This window comes from Pseudomonas syringae pv. cilantro, assembly GCF_001293775.1.
In the GTDB taxonomy this organism is placed as follows: domain Bacteria; phylum Pseudomonadota; class Gammaproteobacteria; order Pseudomonadales; family Pseudomonadaceae; genus Aquipseudomonas; species Aquipseudomonas syringae_P.
In genome coordinates this window covers 50,479-69,194 of the sequence record NZ_LGLN01000035.1, presented here as the reverse complement: position 1 = coordinate 69,194, position 18,716 = coordinate 50,479, and the positions used below count along the sequence as shown (strand labels likewise).

At 58.3% G+C, this 18,716-nt stretch carries 21 protein-coding genes; all 21 read left to right on the top strand.

The annotated features are described in order from the left end of the window. Positions 1-21 precede the first annotated feature (21 nt). Complete coding sequence (locus ABJ99_RS10920) at positions 22-240, top strand: hypothetical protein (protein WP_054085849.1); 219 nt, start codon at positions 22-24, stop codon at positions 238-240. Beyond that, positions 241-534 (top strand): head-tail connector protein, encoded by a 294-nt coding sequence (locus tag ABJ99_RS10915; protein ID WP_054085848.1) that lies wholly within the window; start codon positions 241-243, stop codon positions 532-534. Beyond that, positions 534-872: a phage head closure protein gene (locus ABJ99_RS10910; RefSeq protein ID WP_054085847.1), complete on the top strand. Its 339-nt coding sequence runs from the start codon at positions 534-536 to the stop codon at positions 870-872. Before ABJ99_RS10915 ends, ABJ99_RS10910 begins: the two co-directional genes overlap by 1 nt. Then, positions 865-1,338, top strand: a complete 474-nt coding sequence (locus ABJ99_RS10905; RefSeq protein ID WP_017700721.1) for an HK97-gp10 family putative phage morphogenesis protein — start codon at positions 865-867, stop codon at positions 1,336-1,338. Before ABJ99_RS10910 ends, ABJ99_RS10905 begins: the two co-directional genes overlap by 8 nt. Next, a complete protein-coding gene (locus ABJ99_RS10900; RefSeq protein WP_054085846.1) occupies positions 1,338-1,703 on the top strand; it encodes a DUF3168 domain-containing protein in 366 nt (121 codons plus the stop codon). Before ABJ99_RS10905 ends, ABJ99_RS10900 begins: the two co-directional genes overlap by 1 nt. 65 nt (positions 1,704-1,768) lie before the next feature. Then, positions 1,769-2,272 carry a phage tail tube protein gene (locus ABJ99_RS10895; RefSeq protein ID WP_054085845.1) on the top strand — a complete coding sequence of 168 codons (504 nt, stop codon included), beginning with the start codon at positions 1,769-1,771 and terminating at the stop codon, positions 2,270-2,272. A gap of 9 nt (positions 2,273-2,281) precedes the next feature. Further along, positions 2,282-2,617 (top strand): phage tail assembly chaperone family protein, TAC, encoded by a 336-nt coding sequence (locus ABJ99_RS10890; protein ID WP_054085844.1) that lies wholly within the window; start codon positions 2,282-2,284, stop codon positions 2,615-2,617. A gap of 17 nt (positions 2,618-2,634) precedes the next feature. Continuing rightward, positions 2,635-2,901 (top strand): phage tail assembly protein T, encoded by a 267-nt coding sequence (locus ABJ99_RS10885; RefSeq protein WP_054085843.1) that lies wholly within the window; start codon positions 2,635-2,637, stop codon positions 2,899-2,901. A 77-nt stretch (positions 2,902-2,978) separates the two neighbouring features. Beyond that, positions 2,979-7,067, top strand: a complete 4,089-nt coding sequence (locus ABJ99_RS10880) for a phage tail tape measure protein (protein ID WP_054085842.1) — start codon at positions 2,979-2,981, stop codon at positions 7,065-7,067. Further along, on the top strand, positions 7,067-7,411 hold the full coding sequence (locus tag ABJ99_RS10875; RefSeq protein ID WP_054085841.1) for a phage tail protein: 345 nt from the start codon (positions 7,067-7,069) through the stop codon (positions 7,409-7,411). The genes ABJ99_RS10880 and ABJ99_RS10875 overlap by 1 nt, the downstream gene beginning before the upstream one ends. A gap of 36 nt (positions 7,412-7,447) precedes the next feature. After that, the gene (locus tag ABJ99_RS10870) at positions 7,448-8,146 is read left to right on the top strand and encodes a phage minor tail protein L (protein WP_054085840.1); all 699 of its coding nucleotides are present in this window, start codon (positions 7,448-7,450) and stop codon (positions 8,144-8,146) included. A 2-nt stretch (positions 8,147-8,148) separates the two neighbouring features. Beyond that, on the top strand, positions 8,149-8,931 hold the full coding sequence (locus tag ABJ99_RS10865; protein ID WP_054085839.1) for a C40 family peptidase: 783 nt from the start codon (positions 8,149-8,151) through the stop codon (positions 8,929-8,931). Beyond that, complete coding sequence (locus ABJ99_RS10860) at positions 8,928-9,515, top strand: tail assembly protein (RefSeq protein ID WP_054085838.1); 588 nt, start codon at positions 8,928-8,930, stop codon at positions 9,513-9,515. Before ABJ99_RS10865 ends, ABJ99_RS10860 begins: the two co-directional genes overlap by 4 nt. Positions 9,516-9,569: 54 nt before the next feature. Next, positions 9,570-13,412 (top strand): phage tail tip fiber protein, encoded by a 3,843-nt coding sequence (locus ABJ99_RS10855; RefSeq protein WP_054085837.1) that lies wholly within the window; start codon positions 9,570-9,572, stop codon positions 13,410-13,412. Between the two features lie 319 nt (positions 13,413-13,731). Continuing rightward, the gene (locus ABJ99_RS28195; protein WP_147461839.1) at positions 13,732-14,391 is read left to right on the top strand and encodes a hypothetical protein; all 660 of its coding nucleotides are present in this window, start codon (positions 13,732-13,734) and stop codon (positions 14,389-14,391) included. A gap of 15 nt (positions 14,392-14,406) precedes the next feature. Next, entirely contained in the window at positions 14,407-15,570 is a 1,164-nt protein-coding gene (locus ABJ99_RS29080; RefSeq protein ID WP_230081008.1) for a hypothetical protein, read from the top strand. Next, positions 15,570-15,935, top strand: coding sequence for a hypothetical protein (locus tag ABJ99_RS10845; RefSeq protein ID WP_054085835.1), 366 nt, complete (start codon positions 15,570-15,572; stop codon positions 15,933-15,935). The genes ABJ99_RS29080 and ABJ99_RS10845 overlap by 1 nt, the downstream gene beginning before the upstream one ends. Beyond that, positions 15,928-16,206, top strand: a complete 279-nt coding sequence (locus ABJ99_RS10840; RefSeq protein ID WP_054085834.1) for a tail fiber assembly protein — start codon at positions 15,928-15,930, stop codon at positions 16,204-16,206. Before ABJ99_RS10845 ends, ABJ99_RS10840 begins: the two co-directional genes overlap by 8 nt. Positions 16,207-16,266: 60 nt before the next feature. Beyond that, the gene (locus ABJ99_RS10835; RefSeq protein ID WP_054085833.1) at positions 16,267-16,812 is read left to right on the top strand and encodes a glycoside hydrolase family 19 protein; all 546 of its coding nucleotides are present in this window, start codon (positions 16,267-16,269) and stop codon (positions 16,810-16,812) included. Positions 16,813-16,906: 94 nt separating this feature from the next. Beyond that, entirely contained in the window at positions 16,907-17,086 is a 180-nt protein-coding gene (locus ABJ99_RS10830; protein ID WP_054085907.1) for a hypothetical protein, read from the top strand. Continuing rightward, positions 17,083-18,327: an SGNH/GDSL hydrolase family protein gene (locus tag ABJ99_RS10825; protein ID WP_054085832.1), complete on the top strand. Its 1,245-nt coding sequence runs from the start codon at positions 17,083-17,085 to the stop codon at positions 18,325-18,327. The genes ABJ99_RS10830 and ABJ99_RS10825 overlap by 4 nt, the downstream gene beginning before the upstream one ends. The last annotated feature ends 389 nt before the right edge of the window (positions 18,328-18,716 follow it).

The following is an 18,716-nucleotide window of genomic DNA, read 5'->3' as shown; positions in this document are numbered from 1 at the left end:
TTTTTTGTTTTCGGAGGCAACATGAAAATCAGAGCAGTTTGGAGTTTTGTTGGTAACGCAGCGCTGCTGAAGGCTGATTCAGGCAGGGTCAAACGCGGCGACGTGTTCGATGACGTCGACAGCGAATACGGACATACCCTGATCGGCAAGGGCCTGGTTCAGGAGCTGGGTGATGATGGCAAGCCGAAAACCACCAAGGCCAAAGAATCGAAACAGGCCAAGCCGGAAGAGAACAAATAAATGATCGATCTATCCCTGGTGAAAGCCCACCTGCGCGTTGATCACGACGCCGAGGATGACCTGATTCAGGGGTATGTCGACGGGGCGTTGTCGCATGTTGAGCAGCACTGCGACCGCGTGCTGGTTGAGGGTGATCCCGTGCTTCCTGAACAGATGGGATTCACCAAAGACATCAGGCAGGCCGTTTTGCTGCTGGTCGGGCACTGGTACGCGAACCGTGAGGCGGTTGGCACTGGCCTGACTACCGTGCCTTTGGCTGTCGACCGGCTGCTCATGTACAGAAAGAGGTTCTGATGAACGCTGGAAAACTGAGGCATCGGATTGCTTTCCAGTCACTGGGCGCCGGGCAAAACCCGGTAACCGGTGAAGAAACCACGGGATGGATCACGATCTGGGACAAAGTGCCGGCTTCGGTTGAACCGCTCAGCAGTCGTGATCTGATCGCGGCTCAGGCTGCCCAGTCGGATGCCTCGGCGCGGATCGTCATTCGATACCGCGCAGGCGTACTACCGACGATGCGGATTCTATTCCGGGGAGAGGTTTACAGCATCAAGGGCCAGCCACTGCCTGACACGGTTTCGGGGCTGGAGTATCTGACCATTCTGGTTTCAAAGGGGGTGCTCAATGGCTAGCCAGACAAGTGTCGACATGCGGGGCCTGGAGGGCGTGGTGCAGAAGATGAAGACGCTGCCGGGCAAGTTGCAGCGCTCTGGGCTTCGCAAGGCTGCCCGGCGCGCGATGAACATCGTGCGTGACGCCGCCAAGGCCAATGCCAAAGCGCTGGATGATCCGAAGACGGCCGAAAAGGTCTGGAAGAACATCGCCACGCAGGAATCTGCGAAACGATCCAGGCAGGAAGGTGGCGTGGTCATGCGTGTCGGCGTCCGCGGTGGTGCTGGCAGCAATCAGCACAGCAAGGAAGCGGCAGGCAACCCTGGCGGCGACACCCGCCACTGGCGTTACATCGAGTTTGGCACTGAGCACACACCGGCAGTGCCTTTCATGCGCCCGGCCTTCCAGTCGAACGTTCAAAACGTCACCGACAAGTTTGCCAGCGAGCTGATGAAAGAGATTGACGCCGCACTGGGTGGCATCTGATGGCCGCGCCGATATTTGCGGTGTGCGCCGTTGATCCGGAGGTGCAGGCGCTGCTGGGCACGTCACCCACCAGGCTTTATCCGTTTGGCGAGGCCCCCGAAGGCGTTGCCAAGCCCTATGCGGTCTGGCAGGTCATCGGCGGCAACCCTGAAAACTACCTTTCTGGCCGTCCCACGGTGGACGGTTACGCGCTGCAGGTCGACGTTTACGGCGAATCGGGCTCATCTGCTCGAGCAGTCACGGAAGCCATACGAGACGCTATTGAGCTGACCGCTTACATCACCCGTTGGGGCGCGGAGTCACGCGACCCGGTAACGAAGTCCTACCGCAGCAGCTTCGACGTGGACTGGATGGTTCACCGGTAAACCCTGTTTGAAAACCATAGCCCGCCTTGAGCGGGTTTTTTTATGCCCGTCATTTGGAGAACACAATGGCCGTTCTTACTCAAGGCACCCAGCTCTACGCATTGGTGCCGACCGTCTTAGATCCGACGAAACTCGAAGTCCTCGAAGTTGATTGCATCACCGCGTTCAGTCCCGGCGGAAACCCTGCGGATCAGATCGAGGTTACTTGCCTCAGTGACAAGACTCGTCGCTACATGCGCGGGCTGCGCACGCCGGGTCAGGCCACATTCTCGGTGGATGCCGATCCAAAAAACGCTTCGCATATCCGTATGCAGCAGCTCTCCGAAGATGATTCGGTAGAAAGCACAGCATGGGCTGTGGGCTGGGCTGATGGTACTGCGGCGCCAACCGTGAACGCAGCGGGTGACGATTTCGTGCTCCCCGAAACTCGCACTTGGTTCCTTATTGACGGCTATGTCTCTGACTTCCCGTTCGACTTCGCGGGCAACACCGTCGTCAAGACGGCTGCCACCATCCAGCGCTCTGGCGGCTCTGTCTGGGTTCGCAAATCCACTGCTCCGGCCGCGTAAGGAAAAATCATGAATCTGGCAGAACTCAAGAAGAAAGGCGGTGTGGTCGCTGACATTCTCGTAAAAAAGGAAGTTGAGTGGAAGCACCTCGACGCCAAGGGCAAGGAAGTCACCGACAAATTCAAGGTGCATGTGCGCCGCCATACCTTTGGCAACATGGAAGGCATGTTCTCCGGCGGTGAAGCCGCGAAGTCCCAAAACGCACGTTATCTGTCGCTCAGCATCATGCTGGGCGAAGAGGGCACGGAAGAATTGCCATTCAGTGACGCGGTGAACCTCGACCCTGCATTGGGTTTCGCGCTCATGACCGCTGTGAACGAGGTCAACAACCCGGTAAAGAGCTGACCCCTGCCGATGAGCTGATGCACGAGCTGGTGCTCAACGGCATTGGCGGGCGAACGATCGCCGAGGCGAAGGCCAACATCACCTATTCAGAGGTGTTGGCCTGGTCGGCGTACAGGGACAAGCATGGTTCGCTCAACCCGATGCGCCGGATTGAGCTGTCCGGCGCCTTGGTTGCATTGCAGGTAAATCGGGCGAACGGGGGCGAGGCTGATCTGTACGACTTCATGCCGCATGCAGAGCGTCCGGCGATCACCCTGGAGCAGGCCATGAGGGAATGGGGCTGACATCAGGGGCGAAGTAAACAACTCAACGAACACCCACAACCCGCTCCGGCGGGTTTTTGCTGTCTGGAGAAATGCAAATGGCGTCAAGATCGCTTGGCACATTGACGCTGGACCTGATTGCGCGGATCGGCGGATTTCAACAGGGCATGGATCGCGCGTCCCAGTCAGTTACCCGGACCGGCGCCGCGGCTGATGCGGCATCCGCCAGAGTAAGCGCGATGCAGGGGCAGATGCTGTCCCTATCGAACATGGCTTCAAGCTTGGCCGGGCCGCTGGCTTCCGCGTTTAGCTTGAGCGCGATTTACAAGGCATCGGAAGCCTACACGTCCCTGACCAGCCGCTTGAAACTGGTTACAGAAGGTTCTGCCGAACTCGCTACCGCACAGAATGCTGTCTTCTCCATTGCCCAGAGCGCCTATCAGCCCTTGAGCGCAACCGCTGAGCTGTACCAGCGCATTGCGACCAACCAGAAAGAGCTGAAGCTTTCTGGCGAGGGCGTGGCGGGCGTTGTGGGCACCATCAGTAAGACGCTGGCGATTTCCGGTGCGTCTGCGGATTCGGCTAACGCTGCGCTGATCCAGTTGGGCCAGGCCTTCGCGTCTGGCGTGTTGCGCGGCGAAGAGCTGAACAGCGTGATGGAGCAAGCCCCAGCGCTCGCCCAGGCAATCGCTGCTGGTATGGGCAAGACAGTTGGTGAGTTGCGCACACTTGGCGCGGCGGGCCTGCTCACGGCTGATTCTATTGTCAAGGCATTACAGGCGCAGGAAAAAGCTGTAGCTGATCTTTTCAACAAGACGGCGGTAACGATTGGCAACAGCCTCACCGCTACCAGCAATTCCCTGACCCAATTCATCGGCAGGATGGATCAGGCGAGTGGTGTGAGTGCTGCTATTTCGGCCAACATCGTCAAGGTATCGCAGTCCATTGATGGGCTGACCAAGGACTTCGGGGCCACATCGAAGACGTTCGAGCAGGTTTCCAGCGCAGCTGAAACACTGGCGTACATCATCGGTACGCGCATGGCAGTGGCCGCGTTGCAGGGTGCTGCCAGCTTCGCGATGGCCACGAGCGCCTCCATCATGCAGGCCGGTGCGCTGGCGTACTCGACTGCGGAGAGCATCCGAAATACTGCAGCCGAAGCTGCAGCCGCGAAACAGTCTTTGCTGAATGCTGAGTCAAAATACGCAGATGCCAAAGCAAGCTTGTCCAGGGCGAATGCTGAAATCGCGGCCGCCGGCCAGAAAGTTGCCTCAGACCGAATGCGTCAGCAGTCCGAAATCAATAATCTGAAAAGTGTTCAGACCACGCTTGCAGCCGAGCGAGTGCTCGAGGAGCAGCGTCTGGCGGCGCAGATCAGCGAGCAGGGGCGTGCCGCTGCTCGTAATCGTATGGCGTTGGCACGCCTGGATGAGGTCGCGATTATTCGGCAGATACAGGCTGCAGAAACCAGTCTTGCCACCACGACCGTCGCGACCTCTGCGGAGATTCAAGCGTCTTATGCCGCTAGAAGCGCCGCAGTCGCGGCAACTGGCGAGACAAAGCTTGCAGTTGATGCCGCTTCTCGTGCTTCTGATGCTGCAACGGCGGCGTCCGCTAGAGCAAGCTCGGCATTGACGCTGACAGCCACTGCCGGGCGTGGAGTGCTTGGCCTGTTGACGGGGCCTGTGGGTTTGATTGCAATGACAGCCGTGGTCGCCGCGTCATTCATTGACTTCGGCGGCGGCGCAAGTAGCGCTACCGCGGCGCTGATTGATCAAAACCTAACGCTTGATGAGTCGATTACGAAGTTCAAGGAACTGGGTCAGGCTCAGAAAATGCTTCAGTTCTCGACATGGTCGGCGAAGCAAGCCGAGGCGTCCGAGGCTGCTGCGAAAGCATTTGATAATTTTTCGATTGCCGGGCGGAGTGCATACCAGAACTTGTATGTCGGAGGCATCGAAGGCGGTAAGGCCTTTGAGCAAATGCTCAATCAGGTTCGTAATGGATCGAGAAGTCTTGCAAGCGTCACTGCCTCTGTCAAAGAAAATGGCGACATCATGCCGGTCTACATTTCCGCTCTCGAGCAATCAGCAGCGGCAAATGAGCGGAGCGGTGAGGAGGCTGAGAAATACCGGCTGCTTCTCGCTGGTGCGACTCAAGAGACGTCCGGACTGACCACGCAGACGAAAGGGCTCTCGACGGCTTTAGCAGGCTCTGGCGGGCAGACCAAGGCGCAGCTTGCCGAGTGGGAAAAGTACCTGGCGAAGTTGATAGAGACGCGCGACCTGTTTGGTGCCAACGCCGAGGCCCAGGCGGCATATGCGGCGGATCAAATGAAGCTGACTGCCCAGCAGCGCGAGCAAGCCAAGGTCATATCACAACAACAGGATGTGCTGGACAAATACAAGGAGGCAGTAAAGGACAACGACAAGGTCCAGCAGGATGTCCTCAAAAGGCAATTGATCGGCCTTTACACCGTTGAGCAGGCGGCGATCGATGCGGCAGCGGCTACCAAAAAAGCTCATGAAGATTCCGCCAAAGCCGCTGTTGAAAGCTCCAACAAGCAAATAAACGAAATGCGCCGGGTTATCGAAGCCGCCGCCAATATCACCAAAAATGCCAGCTTTCTGACTGGTCGCAACATGCTGATTGTGCCTCCGGCTCAAGCAGATGTGACCGGTCGGAGCATGGTCCTGCCAGGTGTCGAGACGCCGAAAGCTGGGAAAGATCCTCGCACCGATCCAACGGTGCGCGCAAATGCGGCAATTGCTCAGATCAACGAAACAACTGATCCGAACAAAGGCAAAGCGGAAAAGAAATATCAGGAAGATGCGGCTCAGAAAGTTCTCGATCAGGCCCGGCAGCAATATGCGGTTTTGAAAGAACAGTCTGTATTGCTTGGCGCTCAAAAGGGCGATATCGATAAAATCGGAACGGCGTCCCGCGAGCTTATAAAGTGGGAGCAAGAGCTTGCTGACATCAAGTCTAAGCAAACGCTGACCGCAGAACAGAAGTCGCTGCTCACAAAACAGGAGTCGATAACTGCCGATCTGAAACGCAACGCCGCTCTCGAAAAAGAGAATGAGTTGCGCAAAATTGCTCTCGATGAGGCAAAAAAGCTTTCGGCGTTCCAGGCAAGTGTTGGCGAAAGTAATCGCTCTGCGAAATCTGGATTTTCCCAGCAATTGGCAGGCGCTGGCATGGGCGATAAACAGCGCGCGCAGCTTCAGGAAATGCTCGCCATTGAGCAGGACTTCAACAAGCAGCAGCGAGAACTTCAACTCCAGCGCAACAGTGGCGACATCAGCGAAAAGCTCTACAGCGATGAAACCGCGATCCTTAGTGAGGCGATGGCTGAGCGTCTGGTGACCCAGCAGGACTACTACAACCAAGTCGAAGAGGCTCAATCCAACTGGATGGATGGCGTTAAAGACGCCTGGCAGAACTACGTCGATCAGGCTGAAAACTACTCCGCGATGGCTGCTGAGTTCGTGTCCGGCACGCTTGACGATCTGACAAGCGGGCTAGGTGATGCTTTCGCCGATATCGCCACTGGCGCATCAAGTATCGGTGATGCCTTCGCGGACATGGCCGGCAACATGGCCAAGTCGGTGATAAACGCTCTGTCTGATATGGCTGCCCAGTGGCTCGTTTACCAGGCGGTTCAGTTGCTTGTCGGAAATAGCACCAAGACTGCCGGGATGTCCGGCCTGATTGCCAACGCGCAAGCGGCATCGGCGCAGGCCTCGTTGAACGCTTATGCATCGACTGCCGGTATTCCTCTGATCGGTCCAGCCGCAGCCCCGGCTGCCGCGCTCGCAGCTGCTGCTGCAACGGCACCGATGGTCGCCGCCGTATCCGCATCGGCGCTTGCCGGTATGGCTCACAACGGTATGGACAACATCCCGAAGGAAGGCACCTGGCTGCTCGATGGCGGTGAGCGCGTACTCAACCCCAACCAGAACCGCGACCTGACCAAGTACCTGGCTGACAAGTCTGGCGGTGGCGGCGGCGGGTCTATGCCGATCAGCATCAGCGTGCCGGTGACCGTCCAAGGCCAGCCGGGTATGAGCGATTCCGAGGCAGCCAGCCAAGGCAGGGCCATAGGCGAGAGCGCAGCCCAGCAAGTGCGTCAGGTTCTCCGGCAAGAAATGAGGCAGGGCGGGTTGCTCTGGAGGCGCACGTAATGGATGAGACATTCGATTTTGATGTACAGGTCGGCGCGTCCGGTGATGTAACGCAGCGCACCTGGTCGAACGACTTCGGCGATGGTTACACCCAGGCTGGCGGCGTCGGTATCAACACCAAGTCGCAGGCCTGGGATGTGACGGTAACGGGGCGATTTGGCTCTGGCCAGAAGCTCCAGCAGGTCCAGGACTTCCTGGACAGGCACGAGGGTTTCAAATCATTCCTCTGGACGCCGCCGGGCAGCGGGCAGGGCCGGTACACATCGAACGGCTACAAGCTGTCGACCCTCGGCAACGGTCTTCACTCACTGTCCACGAACTTCAAGCAAACCTTCAAACCCTGACCCCGCCAAGTGCGGGGTTTTTCGTAGGTAACGACCATGATTTACAGCGCGGACATCCAGAAGCTGGAGCCCGGCAACCAGATTCGTCTGTACGAACTGGATGCCACGCGGCTCGGCGCAACGCTCTGGCGCTTCCACGGGCACGAGCACGAGGGTGACATTATTTGGCAGGGCCAGCTGTATTCCCCTATCCAGATCGAGGTCACCGGCTTGGACATTCGTGGTGATGGCCGGCCTGCAACGCCAAAGCTCAAGTTGGCCAACGAGCTGGCAGGCATTCCGCGTGCAGTCTCAGCGATTTGCCTTCAGTTCAAGGACCTGGCTGGCGCGGACTTCAAGGTGATCGAGACGTTCAAGCACTTCCTTGACGCCGCGAACTTCGACGGCGGCAACCCGGACGCTGCCGATCAGAGCCGGATCAGTCTGTGGAAAATCGAGCAGAAGACCGAGGAAAACTTCTCGACGGTCGGGTTCGAGCTTTCCAGCCCCATCGATATGGAAGGTCAGCAGTTGCCCGCCCAGCAGATCACCAAGCTGTGCCGCTGGGCCATGCGCGGCCAGTACCGGCAGGAGGCATGCGCCTACACCGGCACCGCGTATTTCGACAAAAAGAACGAGCCCACCGACAACCCGGCGCTGGACCGCTGCGGCGGCTGGTGGAGCAGCTGCAAGTTGCGCGGCAATACCCGCCGGTTTGGCGGCTCAATGGGCGCGAGCCTGATCGCCAAGGGGTAATCATGCGAATCAATCAAAAGCTTCAGGACGCCATGCGGGCGCACGCCGAGCAGTTACACCCGGCTGAGGCCTGCGGGCTGCTGATCAAGACCGAGGCAGGGCGTGAGTACGTGCCGTGCGGCAACGTGGCCACCAACCCTTTACAGCACTTTGTGATCGACAAGCACGACGCGGCGGCGGCAGAGGACCGGGGCGAAGTGCTGGCGATCGTTCACAGCCACCCGGACCGCGCCGCAACGCCGAGCATGACTGATCTGGTCAGCTGCGAGCTGCACGAACTGCCCTGGGCAATTGTGGGCTGGCCGGGTGGTGACATTCAGTGGTTCAAGCCGAGCGGCTTCCAGGCTCCGCTGCTGGGCCGGGACTTCTCGCACGGCCTACTCGACTGCTGGTCGGCCTGCCGCGACTGGTACGCCCGCGAGGCGTCGCTGCCGCTGCCGAACTTCGAGCGCAAGGAACTGTGGTGGGAAGATCCGGACAGCCCGAGCCATTACGAAGAGAACTACGAGGCCTGCGGGTTCGTCCGGGTCGATCAGCCGCAGCGCGGCGACATGCTGATTTTTCAGATACCAACTGTAGGTCGTCCCTGCCATTTCCCGAACCACGCGGCGATCTACCTCGGGGCCGATGCCAGCCTGCACAGCGAGGACGCTCCGGCACTGGGCGGCGCTGGCCCATTTATCTACCACCACATGCCCGGCCGCCTGGCTGCCCGTGAAGTCTACGGGTGGTCGATGGCCAACCGCGTAAAGCTGATCCTGCGCCACAAGGAGTACACCTCATGACCATGCGCACCATCGTGCTCTACGGCGTTCTGCGCAAGCATTTCGGCCGGGAGTACCGCATCGACGTGCACAGCGTGCGCGACGCCGTGAATGCCCTGTGCGCCATGAAGCCAGGCTTCGAGAAATTCCTGCGCACTGGCGAAGAGCGGGGCCTGGTGTTCAGCGTGTTCTGCGGCAAGCGCAACGCCGGCGAGGGCGAGTTCGACATGCAGGGCAGCGACAACAGCGATATCCGCATCGTGCCGCTGATCCAGGGCAGCAAGCAGGCCGGGCTGTTCCAGGTGGTGCTGGGCGTCGCTCTGGTTGTGGGCGGGCTGTTCTCCGGCGGTACGACTACAGCGCTGGGCATGGGCCTGCTCGGAGCTGGTGCTGCGGTCGGCCTCGGCGGAGTGGTGCAGATGCTTTCCCCCACGACCACCGCAAGCGTTGGCAACAACAACGATGACGGCAACAACCCCAGCTACGGGTTCGGCGGAGCGGTGACCACGGTCGCCCAGGGCAACCCATACCCCGTGCTCTACGGCGAACGAGAGATCGGCGGTGCCGTCGAGTCAGGCGGCATCTACACACAAGATCAGATTTGATCATCAGGTAACACCAGACCCGCTTCGGCGGGTTTTCTTTTTTCTGGGGGCGGCATGGGAAGGGCAGTGGCAGCGCGAAGCATTCGCGGGAGCAAGGGCGGCGAGGCGACACAGAAGCAGCCGACGATAGCAAAAAACAGCACAGCTTCGATTGCCACCGCCCGCATCGTTTATTTGTGGAGCTGGGGGCCGATAGTAGGCCCAGTGAACGGCCTGCGCTCAGTGAAGCTCGACGGCACACCATTGGTGGCCGAGGACGGCACTGTCAACTTCCCCGGCGTGAAATGGCAGTTCCGCAACGGTGAGTTGAACCAGCCGCGGCTGGAGGGCATTGCCGAGTCGAGCAACGAGGTCGATGTAAACCAGCAACTGCTCAGCACCACGCCGTACCTGCGAACCATTACCAACCCGGTGCTGGATGCAGTGCGCATTCGCTTTAGCTGGCCGCAGCTCCAGTCTCAGGACCAGAGCGGCAACATCAACGGCGTGCGGATTGAATACGCAATTGACCTGGCCACGAACGGCGGCCCATTCGTGCAGGTGCTTGCGGACTTCGTTGATCGCAAGAACGTCACCAAGTACGAGCGCAGTCACCGGCTCAACCTGCCTGCCGGTAATCGTTGGACTTTGCGCGTGCGCCGGATCACGCCGGAGGCCAACAGCTCGCTGATTCAGGACGGCATGTTTGTCGACGCCGTTGCCGAGGTCGTTGACAGCGATCAGGAGTTTCCACTCACCGCCGTGGGCTGTGTCGAGTATGACGCCGAGCAGTTCGGCGGCGACATCGCCAAGATCGCGGTTCTGATGCGCGGGCGCATCGTTCGAGTGCCAGCCAATTACGACCCGGAGACACGGACCTATGCCACGTCTGGCGCGGGCACCAGCAACGGGATATGGGACGGCACGTTCAAAGAGGCGTACACCAACAACCCGGCCTGGGTGTGCTACGACCTGGCGCTGAACCCGTATTACGGTCTCGGGCATCGAATCGATGCCACGATGGTGGACCGCTGGAACCTGTACCGCATCGCGCAGTATTGCGACCAGAAGGTGCCGGATGGGAAGGGCGGAACGCATCCCCGTTTGACCTGCAACATCTACCTGCAAAAGCAGGCCGATGCCTACGCAGTGTTGCAGGACCTGTCGTCCATTTTCCACGGCATGAGCACTTGGGACGGCAGCCAGATCACGTTCACTGCTGACATGCCCGGCGACCCGGTCTACACCTACAACCCTTCGCAGATCCTGAACAACGGTGAAATCCAGTATTTGGGCACCCGCGCGCGCGACCGTCACAACCTTGCGATGGTGACCTGGGATAACCCGGATCAGGATTTCGAGACAGACAAAGAGCCTGTATTCGATGACGTGGCGATGGCCGAAAGCGGATCGGTCAACGAGCTTGCGGTGGATGCCTACGGCTGCACGTCGCTTGGACAGGCACAGCGGGCGGGGCAATACGCACTTATCACTGAGCAGACCCAGACGCGGCCAGCCACCTTCCGTGTTGGCCTCGATGGCGGCATTCCGAAAACAGGTCAGGTCATCGCCGTGGCCGACCCGATGTTGGCCGGCCGTGCGAACGGCGGTCGTATCAGCGCGGTAGCGGGGCGGGTGATCACCGTCGACCGCGATATCGATCTTTCGACCGGGGCCAAGCTGCGGGTGAACCTGCCCAGCGGCAAGACCGAAGCGCGTGTCATCACCTCGCTCGATGGCCGCCGTGTCACGTTGGCCGCCAGCTTCAGCGAAGTGCCGGAAGCCGAATGCGGCTGGATTCTTGAATACGATGATCTGAAAACGATGCAGTTTCTGGTGCGCAACATCACGCGCCCGGAATGGCATCAGTACCAGCTCGAGTGCATCCAGCACGAACCGAGCAAGTTCGACGCCATCGATTTCGGCGCCGTAGTGGATATCCGTCCAGTCAGCGGTGTTCCGGTGGGAGTGCAGGCTGCGCCGGGCGCTGTGTTCGTTACCCAGCACGTCGTCATTCAGCAGGGTATCGCCGTCACGAACATGACTATCAGTTGGGACGCGGCGCCAGGCGCGGTCGGGTATGACGTCGAGTGGCGCTGGGGCTCGCGCGAGTGGGTCAAGATGCCGCGTACCGGTGAGTTACTGGTCGACGTGCCGGGCATTTACTCCGGCCAGTACATGGCCAGAGTGCGTGCCGTCAGCGCGCTGAATGTCTCGTCTCTGCCGGTCACGTCGTTGCTGACGAACTTGCAGGGCAAGACCAGCTTGCCACCCGCCATCACTTCGCTGACTGCCGCGTCACTGATCTTCGGCATCAAACTGAAATGGGCTTTCCCGGCAGGGGCGGAGGACACGCAGCGCACTGAAATCTGGTACGGCCCGACGAACGATCTGACCAAGGCCGCGAAACTCAGTGATCTGGCTTACCCGCAGTCGGAGCATGTCATGCAGGGCCTACTGGCTGGCGTGACGTTTTTCTTCTGGGCGCGCTTGGTGGATCGGACCGGGAATATCGGGCCGTGGTATCCGGCCGGCGCGGGCGTGATGGGGCAGAGCGGCAGTGACGCAACCCCGGTTCTTGGCCTGCTGACCGGCAAGCTTACGGAAAGCCAGTTCGGAGAACACCTGCTGGGCCGCATTGACCTGATCGACGGCTTCGGCGTTGGCTCCGTGAACGTTCGGTTGGACGAGCTGAAGGCTGAGATCGGTGACTTGGTAGATGCCCTCGAATACGACCCAGAAGAACCCTACGCCATCGGCGAAACGGTTCGGCTCGGCCAGAGGCTCTATACCGCCAAAATAGCCGTTCCGAAAGGTGCGGCGAACTCGCCACCGAACTCTACATATTGGCTGGACACTGGGCAGGTTGTTCAGGCGGCAAATGCTCTGGCAGCCCAGGTCACGAAGAATACCGCTGACATCAGTACGGTGGACGGAAAGACAACAGCAACTGTTGTCCAGCTCAATGCATTGCAGGCTTCGTCAAGGGATGACGGTGTAGAAGGCGAAATGGCTGCTGCCATCAAGGCGTGGGAAGAGACAGCCAACTACGCACAGGAAGTCAGGGTACGAACCGAGAATGATTTTGCGCAGACTCAGCGCACCACTCTTCTGGATGCTCGAGTGGGTGGCAACGAGTCGAAAATAACCATCGTCGAAACGACGGCGGCCAATGATCGGCAAGCAACCGCCCAGCAGATCACGACACTGACCGCGACAGTCAACGGCAACCAGACAGCCACGCAAGCGGCTATTCAATCAGAGGCGAACGCCAGAGCGGACGGAGACGGTGCGCTTTCTTCGAAGATCGATCAGGTTCAGGCCATCGCCAATGGCGCAAGCGCTGCGGTGCGAACCGAGGCTACTGCCCGGTCCGACGCAGATGGCGCTCTCTCAGCTCGTATCGAAACGGCGCAAGCCAAAGCGAACGACGCGACCGTTGCGGTTCAGCAGACAACCAGCGCACTGGCCACCACCAACAACAAGCTGGCCGGCATCTGGTCGGTGAGGATGGAGCTTTCGCAGAGCGGGATACCGTACGCGGCCGGGTTTGGGCTTGGGCTCGAAAGCGGCGCGGCAGGCACGACGTCGCAGTTCGTTGTGCGAGCCGACACGTTCTTGGTGATGAACACCAGCTCTCAATCGCCTCAGTCGTTTTTCGGCATCACGGGCGGGCAGACATTCATTCAGTCGGCCTTCATTCAAGACGGCACGATCACCAACGCCAAGATCGGCAGTTATATCAGCTCAACCAACTATTTGGCCGGGCAGTCCGGGTGGATTTTGAGCAAGGACGGCAGCTTCGAAATCAACTCGCCTCTGGGCGGCGGCGGACGCCAAGTCATCAACGGTGCAGGCGGTAAAGTCTTCGATGAGAAAGGCCAGTTGCGTTATCAATGGGGGAACTTGAGCGTATGAGTTATGGAGTTCGTATATGGGGGGGAAATGGCGAATTACGGTTCGACACAAGCACGTCTACTTGGAGGTCGGTACTTTCCATGGTGGTTTCATTTACTACCGCGACTGATAAATCAAGCCAGGAGTACGCAATTCCTGGCTGTACGCCAGAGAATTCGGTAGCGCTTCTGATACCTATCGGGGCGGTAGGCGATAACGATAGGCAGCTTGAGGCAGAAATAATCAATGGCGTTGTGACTGTAAGAAATTTTATAAACGGATATGCTGGAATAAAGTTTTCTCGCAGCAATATGAGACTGATTGTGTTGAGGTGGTACTAATGTACGGCATGCAAATCACTAACGACTCAGGTGTGGTTTCTTTAGACTCTGAGTTTTCCAGGCTTAGCGTTCTTCAGTCCGGCAGATACGCAGCTTCGTCAAATAAGGTAACAATTACGATAAGTCCTGTCATAATCACACAAGAACCTCCGCTAATATTTCTTAGGCCAGACAATAATAACGGGGTGGTTGTAGTTGGCTGTTCAATTGCTGGCTCGCCTGGAAACTGGACTAGCATAACGATTATTGGACCTCTGAACTACGCCCCTTTAGGTTCATATTTCATAGGTGGTTTTGCGGCAATTCCATCTTCTGGTTATGGGGCTAGGATATGGAATGCAGAGGGAAAGTTGATTTTTGACACAGGAACAACTGCCGCTGTGTTTACCAGGTTTTTACAGAACTGGACATATGAGAAATCAACTTATGACGAGCAAGGTTTCGCTACCAACTGGTATTCCTCCCCGCTGAATTACGGTGCTGGCGATTTTCTAATGATAAATAACGGCTACATGCGAATGCTTTCCGGCGACAACATTGGAAGGACTTGTGGCATACGCTACGACTTTGCTGCGTCTAAACTGTGGTTCACTACGACCGCCCTCAGTAATCCTATTGCGTTTAAGCATCCTGCCTTCTTCGCTAAAATAGCCGCATAATTATTGGAGCTAACAATGCCTTGGTTGAGAAATGGCACAGTAGCTGTCACCCAGAATTCAACGACTGTGACTGGTACTGGCACAACGTTCACTTCTTCCAGAATAGGTGATGCTTTCAACGGACCGGACGGCCGGCGTTACGAAGTTTTCAACATCATCAACGAAACCGTGCTGGCAATTATCCCTCCTTATGCGGGAGCAACTGTCAGTGGCGCTGCCTATTTCATTGAGCCTGTCCAGGGTTATCCAAAGGCGCTGACAGATGTTTTCAATACTGTAAATCAGCGCTGGGGTACAACCCTTGCGGCGCTTGGAACGACCGGCAACTACGATACTCTGCCGGTGAATAAGGGCGGCACTGGCGGAGCTAACCAAGCGGATGCGCGTACTGGGCTCGGCCTGGGCTCGGTGTCCGTTGAGAACACGGTCCCGGTCGCGAAGGGCGGCACAGGCCGCACTGACGGTCGAGCGGTATTTTCAGAGGTAGGTGTTCAGCAGGCCGCAGCCCTTTACAGTGTTCAGGGCATGTACGCAGGATGGAACGCCAGCACTCTGGGCGAGGGTCACTTCATAGTTAACAAGGGTGGTGGTATAGGTGGTTTTAATTGGCGCTCAGTTAATGCAAATAATTCAGCTAGCGGTCCGTCAATGTCGTACTCCTACGAAGGATTGCTGACTGTTCCGTCACTATCAGTAACGGCCTCGCCGATCGCGATCGCATCTGGCGGAACTGGCGGAAATAGTCCGGCTACTGCGCGGCAGGGGTTGCAACTTTCAAATTCGGCCACAATGCCAGCCGTAGGTACTGTTGGGCAGGCTAGTGGGATTCCAACCGGAGCAATAATTGAGCGAGGCTCAAACACAAACGGCGAGTACACTCGCTATGCAGATGGCACGCAAATATGCACATTTAAAACCAGAACCGTAAAAACTCTTGGGAACTCTACTGGAACCTTGTTTTTTTCCTCTGCCGAGCCAGCACGAACGTTTCCTATGCCATTCTCTACTGCGCCCGCTGTGAGCATCACGGCAGCTTTAGAGTCTGGAGAGGGATGGTTTGCAGGGACCGGACTAGTGCTATCAGCAACGCAGTGGACCGCAGGATATGTATTCACACAAATATCGCGTACTGCACAGCAAGTTGCAGTTGAGTATGTTGCAGTCGGAAGGTGGTTCTAATGATTATAAATCTTTCTCCAGTCCGAATAGATAACGAAGAAATTTCTGTCGAAAAATACGGTAAATCTTTATTGATAAATGGTGAGGTTTTCGACTTCGGGCGCATGCTTGATGGGGAAAGTCTTCCGACCACCGCCATTGATTCTAAATGGCTAGCAGGTGGGGAATATGTGGACATGATCGACGGTGAGATTGTACTGACTCTTACGCTTCCAATACCTTACAACTACAGTCAGGAGCAGGCATTTCCTGTCCCTCTGGAAAATGTTCCTGACGGCCCTGTAAGCCTGCCAAAGCCTCTTCCCGTCGTTGCAATGCGAGAGGGAGAAGAGCAAGCCGAATCCCAAGGTGGCGATCATGAGTAACATCGACTGGTCAAAATTGATCACCAAAGAGATGAAGCAGGAGCAGGCCATTAAGCAACGCCTTGCAAATGTGGTGGCCGAGGTCGCCCAACTTAGAAAGATCGCCGACTACACGATTGCGCCGCTTCAAGACGCGGCAGACATCGACGATGCAACGCCAGAAGAGGCTGCGGCGCTGACCAAGTGGAAGAAATACCGAATTGCCCTGAACAGGATTCCGGCCCAACCCGGCTATTTCGACGTAATCGATTGGCCGGTCATGCCTGTCTGACTGGAAAGAATCAAAGAGGCCCGCCATCGAGCGGGTATTTTTTTGTCTGGAGAAACCCAAATGCCGATCACCGCGCAGCAGCTGCTGCAGATCCTCCCGAACGCCGGCCAGAAAGCCGGCATTTTTGCACCTGTTCTGAACACGGCGATGAGCAAGCACCAGATCGTGACCCCGCTGCGCATCGCGGCCTTCATTGCCCAGGTCGGCCACGAGTCAGGCCAGCTGCGTTACGTGCGCGAGCTGGGCGGCAGCGCCTACCTGTCGAAGTACGACACCGGCAAGCTGGCCGAGCGCCTTGGCAACACGCCAGAAGCCGACGGCGACGGCCAGCTCTACCGTGGGCGTGGCCTGATTCAGGTGACGGGCCGAGACAATTACGAGGCGTGCGGCGAGGCGCTGGGGCTGGACCTCATCAACCATCCCGAATTGCTCGAGCTGCCGGAGAACGCCGCAATGTCGGCGGCATGGTTCTGGCACCGGGCCGCGCTCAACACGCTGGCGGACAAGGGCGACCTTCTCCAAATCACTCGAAAAATCAACGGCGGCACGAATGGCTTGGCTGATCGGCAGGAGCTGTACGCCCGAGCATTGAAGGTGCTGGCGTAAACAGCGTGTTCCACTCGACCAATCCATTTCAGGCCATAGGCCGCTGGGGAATGCAGTGCAGACAGTGACGAAGCAAGAAACCTACGACCGCACCATGAAGGTTACGTTGGCAGTGAAGGCGAACGGCGGATCGGTGGCGGTCCAGATCCAAGCCGGTGATAACTGGATCACCACTGACACGCTCTGGAAAGACGGTGCCTACCAGCTGAGCTTTCCGCCGGCGACCATCCGTATCGTGCCCACTGCTGGCGCTGCATTTGAGGTGTATGCATGAGCCTGCAGGTCAACCCAATCCCGCGCCGCCAGCCGATCCGCCGTGGCCTCGGTTTGCTCGGCGACAGCTTCTCGGGCAATTGCCATACCATCGCCGCGACGGCGTTCGGCACCGAGGCCTATGGCTACGCGGCATGGATCGCGGCGCGCACCGGTCTGTTCCCGAGCTACGTCGGCAACCAAGGCAAGGTCGGCGACCACACGGGGCAGTTTCTCGCCCGGCTGCCGGCCTGTATTGCTTCGTCCACGGCCGACCTCTGGCTGCTGCTGTCCCGCACCAACGATAGCACCACGGCTGGTATGTCGCTGGCGGACACCAAAGCCAACGTCATGAAAATCGTCACCGCGTTCCTGAACACGCCCGGCAAGTATCTGATCGTCGGCACCGGCACGCCGCGCTTCGGGGGCAGGGCACTGGCCGGGCGGGCGCTGGCCGATGCGGTCGCCTACAAAGACTGGGTGCTGAGCTACGTCAGTCAGTTCGTGCCGGTCGTGAACATCTGGGATGGCTTCACCGAGACCATGACCGTGGAAGGCCTGCACCCGAACCTCCTGGGTGCGGAATTCATCAGTTCGCGAGTCGTGCCGATCATCACCGCCAACTTCGAATTCCCCGGCATCCCGCTGCCGACAGACGCCGGCGACATCTATTCAGCCATTCGCCCGTTCGGCTGTCTCAACGCCAATCCGTTGCTGGCGGGCACCGGCGGCACGCTACCGGCTGGCGTAAACGCCGTGGCCGGGTCTGTGTTGGCGGACGCCTACAAGGCTGTCGGCTCTGGTTTGGCCGGCATCACCACGCGGTGGTACAAGGAGCCCGCCGCCTATGGTGAGGCGCAGTGCATCGAGCTGGGCGGCAGCATGGCAGCAGCGGGCGGCTACATCTACGTGCAGCCCTCGGCCAACGTCGTGCAGACCAACCTGACGGCCGGTGACGTCATCGAAATGGTGTCGGCAGTGGATATCGTCGGTGCGTCGCGCGGCATACTGGCCTGGGAGGCAGAGCTGACCATCACCAAGCCGGTCAGCGGTGCCTCGACTACGTTCTACTATCGCTCTATGGATAAGTACCAGGAGCCCTTCACGATGCCAGCCAGCTTCTCCGGGCAACTCGAGACGCAACGCGGGACCATTGATCTGACAGAAACGGTCATCACCTCACGCATGGGCCTGTACTTGGCCGCGGGCGTGGCGCAGAACTCGACCGTGAAGGTTTCGCAGTTCGGGATTCGCAAAATGTAGAAGAGTGGTGCGCCTCGCCATAGCTCCAGCTCAAACGCTGGCCGCTGGTTTGCTGCCGTAGTAACCCGCGTAGAAGCATCCAAGGATAGGGCTACTGCATCCAGGCGCTCGTTGTACGAATGAGATGCACGCCTGTCGGAGCGCGCAGCGGAGTGTCAGCAACCCGCTATGGTTAAGGCTCCCTATCAAGGTGCAAGAGAACATGGACGTCACCAAAGTCAGACTCTGCGTTTACGGCCAGCACAACACTAGGCTGGGAACGATGGATAGCAAGGGTGTCATCAGGTCGGATCGAGCTGTGATCTTTAGAGTCAGAAATGGCGCTGTCTATTCAATGCACGAGAGCTATCTCGGAAAATTTGTAGACGGGGTTTGCCGGACGCCTAGGG